Source organism: Pseudarthrobacter sp. NKDBFgelt (assembly GCF_046097905.1).
Classification (GTDB): Bacteria; Actinomycetota; Actinomycetes; order Actinomycetales; family Micrococcaceae; genus Arthrobacter; species Arthrobacter polychromogenes.
Map to the genome: position 1 here is coordinate 20,111 of NZ_JBJURL010000024.1, position 14,106 is coordinate 34,216.

Sequence of the window (14,106 nt, forward strand, 5' to 3'; positions counted from 1 at the left end):
CGCCAGCCTAGGGTCCGCCCCGGGACCATGTCCACGAAGCTCCGGCTGGTAATCTGGATCTTTGCCACCATCCTGAGGAAGCGAGTCCACCCATGCCCGTCGGCGCCAAGGCTGATTCCACCACGTCGTCCCCGGGGACGGGGAGCGGCAAGGAGCAGCGCGTCACGAAGCAGCGCAGGGCCGTCAGCGCGGCCCTGGATGAACTGGATGATTTCGTCAGCACCCAGGAGCTCTACCGGATCCTCCAGAACCAGGGCGTTTCGGTCTCACTGGCAACCGCCTACCGGATTCTCCAGTCGCTCGCGGACGAGGGCCTGGTGGATGTACTGCGCAACGGCGACGGCGAGGCCGTGTACCGCCGCTGTGCCGTTACCGGACACCACCATCACCTGCTGTGCCGGAACTGCGGCAAGGCAGTGGAAGTGGAGGCTCCGGCGGTGGAGACCTGGGCGGCGCGCACAGCCGCAGAGCACGGGTTCACAGAGGTGGCGCACACCGTGGAGATCTTCGGCCTGTGTCCGGACTGCACGGCGCGCAAGGCCGCCGGCAGCCTTTAAGCCGCTCCCGCCAGGACCCGCCCGTTGATTCCCTTGCGGGCCCGCACCGAGCCAACCACCCGGCACACCACGTAGATCAGGAAGGACAGCGTGGTGACATAGGGGCTGATGGGAATGCGTCCTCCCAGTGCCAGCAGGATCCCGCCCACGGTGGCGGTCATCGCAAATGCCACACTGAGCAGCACCACGGCGACCGGAGAGGACGTCACCCGGAGCGCGGCCGCGGCGGGCGTGATCAGCAGGGCCAGGACCAGGAGGGCTCCCACCACCTGGATGGACAGGGCCACGCTGACGCCCAGCAGGACCATAAAGACGATGGCAAGCGTCCGCACCGGAACCCCGCGGGCCTCGGCAAGTTCGGGATCCACGCTGGCGAAATTCAAGGGCCTCCAGATGGCCACCAGGGCCACCATCACCACCACGGCCGTTCCGGCAAGCGCCTGCAGCTGGACCGTGTCCACGGAGACGATCTGTCCTGTAAGCAGGCCGAACTTGTTGGCGGCCCGGCCTTCGTACAGGGACAGGAACAGGATGCCCAGCCCCAGCCCGAATGGCATGATGACGCCGATGATCGAGTTTTTGTCCCTGGCCCGGACACCCATCAGGCCCAGCAGCAGCGCCGCGGTGACGGATCCGATCAGCGATCCAAAAACGATGTCGGCGCCGATGAGCAGCGCAAAGGCGGCCCCGGCGAAGGAGAGTTCGGAGATGCCGTGCACCGCAAACGCCAGGTCGCGCTTCATCACGAAGGTCCCCACCAGGCCGCCCAGGAGGCCCAGGACGGCACCGGCCCAGATGGAGTTCTGCACCAGCACCAGGAGTTCGCCGTAGTTTTCGAAGCTGAAGATCGCGCCGAGAATGCTGTCCGCGTCCATCAGGCTGCCTCTCCTGCCAGCACATGCGCAGGTGCATGGTGGTGGGTGGTGGCATCCGGCAGGCCCACCACCACGATGCGCCCGTTGGCGTGGATCACCTCAACATGGCTTCCGTAAAGGTCGGACAGGACCTCGGTGGTCATGACCTCTTCGGGCGTACCCACCTTGAAGCGGCCGCCGGCCAAGTACAGCACCCGGTCCACGTAATCGATGATGGGGTTGATTTCGTGCGTCACGAAAACCACGGCACTGTTCTGCTCACGGCACTGTTTGTTGATCAGGGCGCTGACCGCCTGCTGGTGGTGGAGGTCCAGGGAGAGCAGGGGTTCATCGCACAGAAGGATCTGGGGATCCGTGGCAAGTGCCTGCGCAACCCGCAGCCGCTGCTGTTCGCCGCCGGACAGCTGACCCACCGGAACTTTCGCGTATTCCGTGGCCCCAACCAGTTCAAGGAGCTGGTCGATTTTGCGGTTGGCCTTGCCCGGGGACAGACGCAGGCCCCACCGGTGGCCGTCAACGCCCAGGCCAACGAGGTCCCGGGCCCGCATGGGGGTGTCCGGGGCGAACGATTTCTGCTGGGGTATGTAGCCGATGAGGCTGCTGCCGCGTTCCACCGGGCGGCTGCCAAGCATGGCCTGCCCCCGGTGAAGGTCCTGGAGCCCCAGCAGGACCTTCAGGAAACTGGTCTTGCCGCTTCCGTTGGGACCCAGTACGGCGAAGAACTCGCCAGGCATGATGTCCAGGTCCAGATCCTCCCAGAGCGCCCGCTTACCGAACTTCAGGGACGCTCCGGTGAGGCTGACCACGGGTTTCAACTATTTGTCTCCAGAACGTTGGTGATGTTGTCCACATTGTCCGTCATCCACTGGAGGTACGTCTTGCCCTCCGGCAGTGTTTCACTGAAGTCAACCACCGGAACCCCCGCAGTTTCTGCCGCCTTCTTCAGCGACTCCGTCTGCGGGCCTTCGGTCTGGCTGTTGTAGGCGAGCAGGCGCACCGACTTCGAGGCCACAAGGTCCGTGGCGGCCTTGAGCACTGCCGGCGGGACGTCCGAGCCCTCTTCAATCGCAGCAGTGTAGTCCTCGGGCGTGGCGTTCACCAGCCCGGCATCCGCCAGGAGGTATACCGGCACCGGCTCAGTTACGGCCACCTGGGCACCCGCCGAAGCAGCCTTCAGTGCGTCCAGCTTTCCGTGCAGTTCTTCTATGCCGGCTTTGAAAGCCGCGGCGTTGGACTGGAATGTCGGGGCAGAGGCGGGCTCGAGTTCGGCCAGCTTGGCGGCGATCTCATCGGCCAGCTGTTCCACCGCCGGGAGGCTGTACCAGACGTGCTCGTTCAACTCGCCGTGGTCGTGGCCAGATTCGTCCTCTGCCGCGGGTTCCGTCGGCGGGGCGTCCGCGGTGGCTTCCTCTTCCTCAGGGTGCGCCAGGCCGGAAAGTTCGACGGCGTTGAGCACCTTCGCGTCGTCAAGGCCGCTGTCCTCCGCCAGGGTGTGGATGAAGTCGTCGTAGCCGCCGCCGTTTTCGAGAACGAGGTCGGCTTTCGAGACCGCAAGCCGGTCCTGGGCGGTGGCTTCGTAGGAATGCGGGTCCTGGCTGGTCTTGGTGATGATGGCGGTCACGCTGACCTTGTCGCCGCCAATCGTTTTGGCGATGTCACCATAGACGTCCGTTGAGGCCACGATGTTGATTCCGTCGGCGGCTCCCGGAGCGGGTTCCGCCTGCGGGCTGCACGCGGTAAGGAGCAGGCCGAGCCCGGCAAGGGCAGCGAGGGACGATCGGGCAGCGGCGGGACGGCGCACGGAAACCTCATTCAGTGGGGAGGGGCAAAAACAACCATCCCAGTTTATACCTAAATGGGAATGATTCCTATTTAGAAAAGAAGGGTGCCATGGCGACGGTGCCCTCCGCACGCCGGAGAAGGGCACCGTTCCGCTATCCCCCGTTGGGCTGCCCCAGCCGCCGGATGCCCGTGGCCTGGGTTGCATCCCGAATCTCGCCGACGAGCTGCTCGATCACGTCTTCCAGGAACAGGACGCCCTTGGTGTTGCCATCGGGTCCGATCACCCGTGCAAGGTGGGATCCGGTGCGCTGCATAACGGACATTGCCTTCTCGATCTCATCGTCCAGCGCCAGGTTGGCCAGGGAGCGGATGCGGCTCTCGGCGATGGGCCGCTCATAGGCCTGCTCGGGGATGGACAGTACATCCTTAACGTGGAGGTAGCCGTACAGCATGTCGTCCTCGTCAAGCATGGGGAACCGGGAAAATCCGGTGCGGCTCACGGCCTTCTCGAACTCCACGGGAGTGGTGGCGGCCCGGAGCATGACCAGCTTCTCCAGGGGAACCATGATGTCCGCGGCTGTGTATTCGGAGAACTCCAGCGCGCCGGTGATGAGCCCGGCGTCGTCATCCACCAGCCCGTGTCGGGTGGACTCCTGAACAATGGACTGCACTTCCTCCAGTGTGAAGGAGGAGTTCACCTCATCCTTGGGCTCGATCCGAAGGAGCTTGAGGATGTGGTTGGCCGACCAGTTGAGGACCGAAATAACGGGGTGGACCAGCCGCGCAACGAACATCAGCGGCGGGGCAAGCAGGAGCGCCGCCTTGTCAGCCACGCTGACCGAGATGTTCTTTGGCACCATTTCCCCGAAGGTCACATGCAGGAACGTCACCAGCATCAGCGCCACCGCGAACGCAGCCACATCGGCAACTTCCTTGGGCAGGCCGAGCGTCTCGAGCGGTACGGCGAGGAGATGGTGGATGGCCGGTTCGGCCACCAGCAGGATCAGGAGGGAGCAGACGGTGATGCCAAGCTGGGCGCACGCCAGCATCAGCGACACGTTTTCCATGGCGCGGAGGGTGGTCTGCGCCCGCTTGGACCCGGCCTCGGCCAGCGGTTCGATCTGGCTGCGCCGCGCGGACATGACTGCGAATTCAGCGGCCACAAAAAAGGCGTTGCCGAGCAGCAGCACAGCCAGCCAGACGATTCCGGCCCAGTCGCTCATCGTTCAGCCCTGTCGTCGCGTTGGTTCCTGCCGTTACGTGTGGACTTGTCGTCTTGCCTGGAATGGTCGTCCCGCTGGGAGCTGTCCGCCCGGTCGTTGTCGTCGGAGTCGGCAGCCGGCCGGAAGCAGATCCGGTCAATGCGGCGCCCGTCCATCCTGGTGACGCTCAGCGTACCGCCGCCAACGGGGACAGTATCCCCAACGACGGCGATCCGGCCCAGCTTGCTCATGACGTATCCGCCCACCGTTTCGTAGGCGGCTTCGTCCGGGACGCTCAGCCGGGGAATCTGCTCGGACAGCTCGTCCGGGCGGAGCAGGCCAGGGAAGTACCAGTCCCCGGAGGCACTCTGCAGGAGTCCAGGGCGGACCTTGTCATGCTCGTCGGCCACCTCTCCCACGATTTCCTCCACCAGGTCCTCGAGCGTGGCGATGCCGGCGGTTCCGCCGTACTCGTCCAGGACGACGGCGAGCTGGAGGTTGCCCTCGCGGAGTTCCGCAAGCAGGGCGTCGAGGTGGATGGTCTCGGGGACCCTCAGCACCTCCGTCATGATGGCACCGGACTCCAGGTTCTGGCGGCGGTCCCACGGCACAGCCACAGCCTTCTTAACGTGGACCAGACCCCGGATGTCATCGGCGGAATCGCCAATCACCGGGAACCGCGAGTATCCGGTCCGGCGTGCAGCACTGAGGACATCCGACACGGGCTGGCCGGCATCGATCGTTTCCACCCGGATGCGGGGCGTCATGACGTCAGCCGCTGTCCTGGCGGAGAAGTTCAGGGTACGCGCCACGAAGTTGGCAGTGCCGGCGTCGAGCGTTCCCATGGCCGCGGACCGGCGCACCAGCGAAGCTAGTTCCGCCGGTGTCCGGGCCCCGGAAATTTCTTCCTTCGCCTCCAGTCCGAAGACGTTCAGCACCTTGTTGGAGAACCCGTTGAGCAGCACGATGGCCGGTTTGAAGACGGCCGTGAACATCAGCTGGGGCCGGGCGAGCGCCCGGCCAACCGGGAAGGACAGCGCGATGGCCATGTTCTTGGGCACCAGTTCGCCCAGGAGCATCGAGAGCAGGGTGGCGAGCACCATGGCCAGGACCAGGGAGACCGAAGCGACGGCGACGTCGGGAAGTCCGACGGCGGCCAGGGGGGCTTCCAGGAGGCGTCCCACCGAGGGTTCCATCACATAGCCGGTCAGGAGCGTTGTCAGAGTGATGCCCAGCTGGCAGCTGGACAGCTGCGTGGACAGCGATTTCAGGCAGGTGAGCAAAGGGACAGCGCCGGCGTCGCCGTCGTCAATGGCACGTTGGACCGTGGGCTGGTCCAGGGCAATAAGGGAGAATTCGACCGCCACGAAGAAACCCGTGCCGGCGATCAGCAGCAGGCCTGCTGCAAGGAGAAGCCATTCCATTCAGCATCCCTCCTGGAAGGCGGTGCTGAACGGCATGGCAAAAGAAGGGGAAATGCGGAGTCTGGGAGGTCTTCCCGGCGGAGGATGGTCGGCGGTAACCGGCGCCAGTTCCCCGGGGGCTCTGGCCGGCTGCGCTGCCGGCGGGTGATGGGCTCGTGTTCGGGGTTTGCCGGCTCTGCGGGTGGACTGCGCGGCGCTGCTCTTCATGCTCCGCTGACAGCCCCCAGGCCGGCACCTAGATTTACTGTCCATAAGAGCTTCAGTCTACAGGAGGCACCTGCGCCCGCTTCACCCGCGCTGCCGCCCGCCGGGCGCTTCGCGGGCGGACATTCCGGCGCCGCGCAACGCACCGTTGATGACGCAGTTTCCCGCCATATTCCGCGATCCCCGCGTCACTTCATGATTTGGGTCACCCTTATTGGCAGTTAACACACGATGCTCACTAGACTTGCAAAGGTCTGGGTTCAGAGGACGCAGAAATCGGTTCGAACGTGTTGCTGAAGCACCGTGGGGCCGGGGAGAAATCAAACTCATGGAAGAGGCGTATTTCAAGTGCCAGAGCAGCCTAGCCACCGTCTACCAGAGGAATTTGGCGGAAACGAGTGGCTCGTTGACGAACTGTACGAGCAGTACCAGCAGGACAAGAACGCCGTGGATGCCAAGTGGTGGCCGCTGTTTGAATCGTTCGGGTCGGGCAGTTCTTCTTCCAATGGAAATTCGGCCCACCCCGCTACCCGGGAAATGCCGTCAGTAAATGCAGCCCCGGCACCGTCGCCGGCAGCAGCACCAGCCGTCCCGCCGGTGCCGTCCGCCCCTCCGGCGTCCGCGCCCGCACCGGCAAAGAAGGCCCCCGCCACGGTTGCCCGCGACGGCGGCAAGAAGACCGAGGCCGGAACCGGCTCCCAGCCCATCCCGGCGCAGCTGCCCAAGAACGTCAAGGCACCCACCGCTCCTGAGGAAGACGTCGTCTCCGTCCTCCGCGGACCGGCAAAGGCAATCGCCACCAACATGGTCACCAGCCTCCAGGTGCCCACGGCCACCAGCGTCCGCGCCATCCCGGCCAAGCTGCTGATCGACAACCGCGTGGTCATCAACTCGAACCTGGCCCGCGCCCGCGGCGGCAAGGTTTCCTTCACGCACCTCATCGGCTACGCGGTGATCCGCGCGCTCTCCCAGTTCCCTTCCATGAACGTGTACTACGACGAAGTGGACGGCAAGCCCGTTGCCGTCCAGCCGGCCCACGTCAACTTCGGCATTGCCATCGACATGCCGAAGCCGGACGGCACCCGCCTGCTCATGGTCCCGAACATCAAGAAGGCCGAAACCCTCAACTTCTCCGAGTTCTGGCACACCTACGAGGACCTCATCAAGCGCGCCCGCAACGGCAAGCTGACGGCTGAGGACCACCAGGGCACCACCGTGTCGCTGACCAACCCCGGCGGCATCGGCACCGTCCACTCGGTACCCCGCCTATCCAAGGGCCAGGCTGCCATCATCGGCGTCGGCGCCCTCGACTACCCCGCGGAATTCCAGGGCGCCAGCGAAAAGATCATCGCCCAGAACGCGATCAGCAAGGTCCTCACCCTGACCTCCACCTACGATCACCGCGTGATCCAGGGTGCCGGCAGCGGCGAGTTCCTCAAGCTTGTCCACCAGCTGCTGCTGGGTGCGCAGAACTTCTACGACGAGATCTTCGAGTCCCTCCGCATCCCGTACGAGCCCGTGCGCTGGAGCGCCGACAAGCAGGTTGATCCGGCTGACCAGATCAACAAGGTGGCGCGGATCCAGCAGCTGATCCACTCGTACCGGGTCCGTGGCCACCTGATGGCCGACACCGATCCCCTTGAATACGTCCAGCGCAAGCACCCGGACCTCGACATCCTGACCTACGGCCTGACGCTGTGGGACCTGGACCGCGAATGGCCCACCGGCGGCTTCGGCGGCAAGCCCATGCTCAAGTTCCGCGACATCCTGGGCGTCCTGCGCGATGCCTACTGCCGCACCACCGGCATCGAATACATGCACATCCAGGAACCGGAAGAGCGCAAGTGGTTCCAGGACCAGCTGGAACACCCCTACTCCAAGCCCAGCCGTGAAGAGCAGCTCCGCATCGTCTCCAAGCTGAACGCCGCCGAGGCCTTCGAGACCTTCCTGCAGACCAAGTTCGTCGGCCAGAAGCGCTTCTCCCTGGAGGGCGGAGAATCCCTGATTCCGCTGCTTGACGCCATCATGTCCGACGCCGCCGACGACGGCCTGGACGAAGTAGCCATCGGCATGGCCCACCGCGGCCGCCTGAACGTGCTCACCAACATCGCCGGCAAGACCTACGCCCAGGTCTTCCGCGAATTCGAAGGCACCCAGGACCCGCGCTCCGTGCAGGGCTCCGGAGACGTCAAGTACCACCTGGGCACCGAGGGGACCTTCACCTCGGACAACGGCAAGGAAACCAAGGTCTACCTCGCCGCCAACCCCTCCCACCTCGAAGCAGTGGACCCCGTCCTTGAGGGCATTGTCCGCGCCAAGCAGGACCGGCTGGACCAGGGCGAATCCTTCCCCGTCCTGCCCATCATGGTCCATGGCGATGCCGCCTTTGCAGGCCAGGGCGTGGTTGCCGAAACGCTCAACCTGTCCCAGCTCCGCGGCTACCGCACCGGCGGAACCATCCACGTGGTTGTCAACAACCAGGTGGGTTTCACCACGGCCCCGTCATCATCCCGCTCGTCCACATACTCCACGGACGTCGCCAAGATGATCCAGGCCCCTGTGTTCCACGTGAACGGCGACGATCCCGAGGCCGTGGTCCGCATCGGGCAGCTCGCCTACGAGTTCCGCCAGCGGTTCCACAAGGACGTCGTCATCGACATGGTCTGCTACCGCCGCCGCGGGCACAACGAGGGCGACGACCCCTCGATGACCCAGCCGCTGATGTACAACCTCATTGAGGCCAAGCGCTCCGTCCGCAAGCTCTACACCGAGTCCCTGATCGGCCGTGGCGACATCACCGAGGAAGAAGCCGAGCAGCTGCTCCGCGACTACCAGGAGCGTCTGGAACGCGTCTTCGCCGAAACCCACGCGGCCCAGACGTCCCCGATCCCGATCGTCACGGCAGACACTGCCGCCGTCTCGGACATCGAGCGTCCCATCTCCCAGCAGTCCGACTCCGGTACCACCGCGCCGGTTTCGACGGCCATTCCCGCAGACACCCTGGCGCGTATCGGCAAGGCCCACGTGGAAATCCCGGAGGGCTTCACGGTCCACGCGAAGCTGAAGCAGCTGCTCGAGAAGCGCGAGCAGATGTCCCGCGAGGGCGGCATCGACTGGGGATTCGGGGAAATCGCAGCCTTCGGTTCACTGATCATGGAAGGGGTCCCCGTACGCCTGGCCGGACAGGACTCCCGCCGCGGCACCTTCGTGCAGCGGCACGCCGTGTTCCACGACCGCGCCAACGGCAAGGAATGGCTGCCCCTCGGCAACCTTTCCGACGACCAGGCGAAGCTGTGGATCTATGACTCCCTGCTTTCGGAATACGCGGCCATGGGCTTCGAGTACGGCTACTCCGTTGAGCGGCCGGATGCGCTGGTCCTGTGGGAGGCGCAGTTCGGCGACTTCGTCAACGGTGCACAGACCATCATTGACGAGTTCATCTCCTCCGCGGAGCAGAAGTGGGGACAGCGCTCCTCGCTGGTCCTGATGCTGCCCCACGGCTACGAGGGCCAGGGTCCGGACCACTCCTCCGCAAGGATCGAGCGGTTCCTGCAGCTGTGCGCCGAAGAGAACATGATCGTGGCCAACCCCACCACCGCGGCCTCGCATTTCCACCTGCTGCGCCGCCAGGCCTACAACCGGCCACGCAAGCCGCTGATCATCTTCACGCCCAAGCAGCTGCTGCGCCTCAAGGCTGCCGCATCATCGGTGGCGGATTTCACCACCGGTACGTTCCGCCCCGTCATCGGCGAACACGAGCAGCTGGCGGGAGACGCCGTCGAACGCGTCCTCCTGGTCTCCGGCCGCCTGTACTACGATCTCCTGTCCACCCGGCAGAAGACGGACGACAAGACCACCGCGATCATCCGCGTGGAGCAGCTCTACCCGCTGCCGCACGAGGAAATCGCACAGGAACTCGCCAAGTACCCGAACGCGGAAGTTGTGTGGGCGCAGGATGAGCCCGCCAACCAGGGGCCGTGGCCGTTTATTGGCCTGAACCTGCCGGGTGCCCTGGAGCGCTCCGTCCGGCTGGTTTCGCGACCGGCGTCGGCATCCACTGCCGCCGGGTCCATGAAACGGCACGCCGCGGAACAGGATGTCCTCCTGAAGCAGGCATTTGCACGGAAGTAAGCACTAAGGCTGCCCGGCCGGACGTCGAAATCCCAGACTCCGGCCGGGCGGTTCTGTTTAATGGAGTCCACGGCGCTGGTGGAAATACACAGCGCCGGATGAAAAGCCCCAATCGCATGCACAGCCCAACCCCGTGGCCGGAACCAGGTCCACGGTGGCGGCGGCAAGGCACCAACGTAAAGAGGAACGCGTGGAAGACAGGAAGCTGCGGATTGCAGCTGTAGGAGATGAACTGCTGGCCGGACTGGGTGACCCCCGGGCCCTCGGCTGGCTGGGCCGCGTATTGGCCCGCACTCCCCGGGACAGCATGCTCCTCGAAAGCTACGCCCTCCCCTGCCCGGAGGAAGGAACGGAAGGCCTCGCCGCACGCTGGCTCGAAGAGGCCGGCCGGCGCTTCAGCGACAAAGCAGAGAACCGTCTGGTGATCGGGCTCTCCGGACGCGACATACAGTTCGGGCTCTCCACTGCCCGCAGCCGGCTCAACCTGGCCAACATCCTGGATTCGGCGTCCCAGAACCGCATCGAAGTCTTCGTCGTGGGCCCGCCGCCCACCCTGGACCCCGCGCAGAACAGGCGCCTTGACGAACTCAACACCGCCTTCGCCGATGTCACCACCCGGCGCAAGCACCTGTACGTGGACACCTTCTCCCCGCTCCTGAACCACGAACAGTGGCGCCAGGATCTGGCAGCCCAGGGCGGCACGCCCGGCCAGGCCGGCTACGGGCTGATGGCGTGGCTGGTGCTGCACCGTGGCTGGTTCCAGTGGCTCGGCCTGGACGCTCCGGAGTAACGCCGGTTCGCGATATATCTTGACCTGCCCCCTACGGCGGGGGTACGTTGGGGAAGGTCAACACGATATATCGCCTGGAGGGCCCATGACCGATCAAGAGTGGACTGTCACCAGTCCGGAGACCATCGACGTCGACGGCGTGACGTCCCTGAAACTTGGCATGGTGCAGGGACGGTTCGACGTCGTCACGCACCAGGAACCCGTCACCCGGGTAGAGATCTCGGATGTGCACGGCGATCCGGTGGCTGTCTCACTGAGCGGCGGAAGGCTGGAGGTCCGCCACCAACTGCACGGCCCCCAGGGCTGGTTCAAGAACCTCATGGGAACGGTCAACCACAACAGCGAAAACTCGGCCGTCATCAGCATTGCCGTCCCCGCCCACGTCAGCGTTGAGGCCGGCACCGTCAGCGGCGATGGGCTGGTGTCCGGCATAGCCGCGAACACCCGCCTCAGCACGGTCTCCGGTTCGGTCATGGCGGACAGCACAAGCGGGGAACTGCACGTCCAGACTGTCAGCGGAGAAGTCTCCATCCGCAACCACACCGGGGTCCTGACAGCCAAGAGCGTCTCCGGTGAAGTGACGGCATCCGGCCGCCTCACCAACATCCGGGCGAACACGGTCAGCGGGGACATGAGTTTCGACCTCCAGGGCTTCACCCACGATTTCGGAGCCAACTCGGTCTCGGGAGACCTCACCATCCGGCTGCCCCACGACGTAGGCGTGGACATCATCGCCAAGTCCGCCAGCGGCGCGGTGGTGATCGGAGACCAGCGGTACACGGTAGTGGGGGGCAAGGTGGAGACCATTGCGGGCCCTGACGGCCAGCTGATGCTGGTGCGGACCAACTCAGTGTCCGGAAAGACCTCCATCTTCCACAGGACCGTGGCAGGAAACGCAGAAGCAGGCACGTAATGGCACCGGTCTTTGCCCACGGCGCGCTCCGGCTGTATCTCCTGGCGCTGCTTGAGTCCGGGCCAAAACACGGCTATGAGCTCATCAAGGCGCTCAAGGAGCGGTTCGGCGGAACATACTCCCCCAGCGCCGGCACCATCTACCCGCGGCTGGGCAAACTCGAGGAGGAAGGCCTGGTGGCCACCGAATCAGCCGGCCGCCGCACGAATTACCACATCACCGCCGCCGGGCTGGCCGAGCTTAACCGCCGCCGCGACGAGCTGGCAGGGGTGGAGAGCGACATTTCAGCCTCTGTCCGGCGGCTGGCTGACAACCTGCGCGAGGACATCCGCAGCAACATGAGGGGCCTGCGTGCGGATCTTGCCGCCACCGCCGAGGCAGCCCGTGCCAGCGCACTGTCCACGGACTTCAGGGTCCCCGGACGGCTTCCGGCCGAAAGCCAGCGGTCCCTCAAGGAAGCCGAAATGATGCTCCAGCAGTTCCGGGACGACCTTAGGGCGGAGCTGCGGCTGCAGGCCGGCAGGCAACCGCTCAGTCCCCTGGCACTGGAAACGCTGAGGACCGTGCTGGAGCAGGCCGGCATCTCCATCCGCAACTCGCTGAACTCCTAACCCCCAGGCGCCGCACCGCCGTCAATGCGCAGGTCATCCGGCTGTTCCTGGTTCGCGGGCCGCCCCGTGATGTGGGAGACTTGAGGGCAGCTCTTTTGAGTACCAACATTAAGGAGGCCAGCTATGAGCAAGCGTGCACGCAAGCGTCGTGACCGTAAGCGTGGCGGCGCGAACCACGGGAAGCGCCCCAACACCTAGGCACATGCCAGGAACTACGGTTCAAACGAAGGACCCCGGAAGCCACATGGCTTCCGGGGTCCTTTGTTATCAGCTGGGGCGGGGCGGTCCTAGGCGTCCACTGGCCGGATGGTGTGGATCCGGTCAAGAATGGCGTTCTTCAGGTTCTCCGGAGCAGCTTCGCTGCAGGAGCGTTTAACCATGTTGCGAATCACGCACTCAAGGTCGTACTGCTCCGTGCATTCCGGGCAGTCATCAAGGTGGTTTTTGATCTCCGTGATGTCCTCACGGGTCAGGGCACCGTCGAGGTACTCGTAGATGCGTTGCATCCGGCTGTCGTCGCAGTCGCCCAATCCCTGGCAGTCGCTCATTTCCTGCTCTCCTGTTGTGTGCTTTCTGCCGCGTCCTGTGAAGTAGCGGCCGTCTTGAACCCGCGCTCCGCGGCGTACTCCCCCAGCATGTCCCGCAGCATCCTCCGGCCACGGTGGAGCCGGGACATCACCGTGCCGATGGGCGTGTTCATGATTTCTGAAATTTCCTTGTAGGCGAACCCCTCCACATCCGCGAAGTAGACCGCAAGGCGGAATTCCTCGGGGATGTCCTGGAGCGCCCTTTTGACGTCGGAATCCGGAAGGTGGTCCAACGCCTCTGCCTCGGCGGAACGGAGTCCGCTGGAGGTGTGTGACTCGGCCCGCGCCAACTGCCAGTCCTCGATGGTGTCCGAGTTGGACTGGAGCGGCTCACGCTGCCGCTTTCGGTACAGATTGATGTAGGTATTCGTCAGGATGCGGTACAGCCAGGCCTTGAGGTTGGTCCCGGGCCGGTACTGGTGGAAAGCAGAGAAGGCCTTGGTATAGGCCTCCTGGACAAGGTCCTCGGCGTCAGACGGATTCCTCGCCATGCGCATGGCAGCCGAGTACAGCTGATCGACGTACTGCATCGCATCGCGTTCGAACCTCAGGCGGCGCTGTTCCACCGACTCAGTGGAAACATCCACCAGGTCCCCGCCGGTTTCGGCAGGCGCCGGGACCACAGCCGAGTCCGCAGCCTCATGCCCTGCTGCTGCGCTGCTCTTCGCTTCACTGTCGGAAGCCTCATACATGGCCGCGACGGCCGGATCCAGGGTGCTCATTGCCTTCAAGTCTACTGGGAGGCTGCGCGCCCGCGGCGAGCCATAGCTCAGCGGTTCAGCCTCGAATGAGTCCATCGCCACCGGGCCTGCTGTTTCAATTCCGTCCAACACCCGCGCCAAGGGCACAACTCCGCTCTGCTTGTCCATCCCTGTATCTGCATCTGGAAATCTGCATCCGTCGATCTGTGCCTGCCGGCAGGCCCAGATGTAGCCCAGGGTTTCCCTGCGGCAGAGCATTCCCGGATGCGTCATGAATAACCTCATGCCTTCGGCAAATATTCCCCAAAAGTGCAAGACTAGAACGGACT

At 64.7% G+C, this 14,106-nt stretch carries 13 protein-coding genes; 6 read left to right on the top strand and 7 right to left on the bottom strand.

Annotated elements, in window-relative coordinates; translation table 11 throughout:
- Window positions 1-92: 92 nt before the first annotated feature.
- On the top strand, window positions 93-557 hold the full coding sequence (locus ACKAE7_RS08610) for a Fur family transcriptional regulator (RefSeq protein WP_188811828.1): 465 nt from the start codon (window positions 93-95) through the stop codon (window positions 555-557).
- Here ACKAE7_RS08610 and ACKAE7_RS08615 read toward each other — a convergent pair.
- The 5 genes from ACKAE7_RS08615 to ACKAE7_RS08635 form a co-directional block, all read right to left on the bottom strand.
- Complete coding sequence (locus ACKAE7_RS08615; protein ID WP_408978949.1) at window positions 554-1,432, bottom strand: metal ABC transporter permease; 879 nt, start codon at window positions 1,430-1,432, stop codon at window positions 554-556. The genes ACKAE7_RS08610 and ACKAE7_RS08615 overlap by 4 nt on opposite strands.
- Complete coding sequence (locus ACKAE7_RS08620) at window positions 1,432-2,247, bottom strand: metal ABC transporter ATP-binding protein (protein WP_190610080.1); 816 nt, start codon at window positions 2,245-2,247, stop codon at window positions 1,432-1,434. The genes ACKAE7_RS08615 and ACKAE7_RS08620 overlap by 1 nt, the downstream gene beginning before the upstream one ends.
- Window positions 2,244-3,233: a metal ABC transporter solute-binding protein, Zn/Mn family gene (locus ACKAE7_RS08625; protein WP_408978950.1), complete on the bottom strand. Its 990-nt coding sequence runs from the start codon at window positions 3,231-3,233 to the stop codon at window positions 2,244-2,246. The genes ACKAE7_RS08620 and ACKAE7_RS08625 overlap by 4 nt, the downstream gene beginning before the upstream one ends.
- Before the next feature lie 133 nt (window positions 3,234-3,366).
- Window positions 3,367-4,437: a hemolysin family protein gene (locus ACKAE7_RS08630; protein WP_408978951.1), complete on the bottom strand. Its 1,071-nt coding sequence runs from the start codon at window positions 4,435-4,437 to the stop codon at window positions 3,367-3,369.
- Complete coding sequence (locus tag ACKAE7_RS08635) at window positions 4,434-5,840, bottom strand: hemolysin family protein (protein WP_408978952.1); 1,407 nt, start codon at window positions 5,838-5,840, stop codon at window positions 4,434-4,436. Before ACKAE7_RS08635 ends, ACKAE7_RS08630 begins: the two co-directional genes overlap by 4 nt.
- Before the next feature lie 552 nt (window positions 5,841-6,392).
- On the opposite strand from ACKAE7_RS08635, the gene ACKAE7_RS08640 reads away from it, so the two are divergent.
- The 5 genes from ACKAE7_RS08640 (at window position 6,393) to ACKAE7_RS08660 (ending at window position 12,687) form a co-directional block, all read left to right on the top strand.
- The gene (locus tag ACKAE7_RS08640; RefSeq protein ID WP_408978953.1) at window positions 6,393-10,175 is read left to right on the top strand and encodes a multifunctional oxoglutarate decarboxylase/oxoglutarate dehydrogenase thiamine pyrophosphate-binding subunit/dihydrolipoyllysine-residue succinyltransferase subunit; all 3,783 of its coding nucleotides are present in this window, start codon (window positions 6,393-6,395) and stop codon (window positions 10,173-10,175) included.
- A gap of 190 nt (window positions 10,176-10,365) precedes the next feature.
- Window positions 10,366-10,965: a GDSL-type esterase/lipase family protein gene (locus ACKAE7_RS08645; RefSeq protein WP_408978958.1), complete on the top strand. Its 600-nt coding sequence runs from the start codon at window positions 10,366-10,368 to the stop codon at window positions 10,963-10,965.
- Between the two features lie 85 nt (window positions 10,966-11,050).
- Window positions 11,051-11,878 (top strand): DUF4097 family beta strand repeat-containing protein, encoded by an 828-nt coding sequence (locus ACKAE7_RS08650; RefSeq protein WP_191034608.1) that lies wholly within the window; start codon window positions 11,051-11,053, stop codon window positions 11,876-11,878.
- Entirely contained in the window at window positions 11,878-12,489 is a 612-nt protein-coding gene (locus ACKAE7_RS08655; RefSeq protein WP_104184947.1) for a PadR family transcriptional regulator, read from the top strand. The genes ACKAE7_RS08650 and ACKAE7_RS08655 overlap by 1 nt, the downstream gene beginning before the upstream one ends.
- A gap of 123 nt (window positions 12,490-12,612) precedes the next feature.
- Window positions 12,613-12,687 carry a 50S ribosomal protein bL37 gene (locus tag ACKAE7_RS08660; RefSeq protein ID WP_369299106.1) on the top strand — a complete coding sequence of 25 codons (75 nt, stop codon included), beginning with the start codon at window positions 12,613-12,615 and terminating at the stop codon, window positions 12,685-12,687.
- A gap of 89 nt (window positions 12,688-12,776) precedes the next feature.
- On the opposite strand, the gene rsrA is transcribed toward ACKAE7_RS08660, so the two are convergent.
- Together rsrA and ACKAE7_RS08670 are read right to left on the bottom strand one after the other, a co-directional pair.
- Window positions 12,777-13,037, bottom strand: coding sequence for a mycothiol system anti-sigma-R factor (gene rsrA, locus ACKAE7_RS08665; protein WP_191034609.1), 261 nt, complete (start codon window positions 13,035-13,037; stop codon window positions 12,777-12,779).
- Window positions 13,034-13,798, bottom strand: a complete 765-nt coding sequence (locus ACKAE7_RS08670) for a sigma-70 family RNA polymerase sigma factor (protein ID WP_188811821.1) — start codon at window positions 13,796-13,798, stop codon at window positions 13,034-13,036. Before ACKAE7_RS08670 ends, rsrA begins: the two co-directional genes overlap by 4 nt.
- Between the last annotated feature and the right edge of the window lie 308 nt (window positions 13,799-14,106).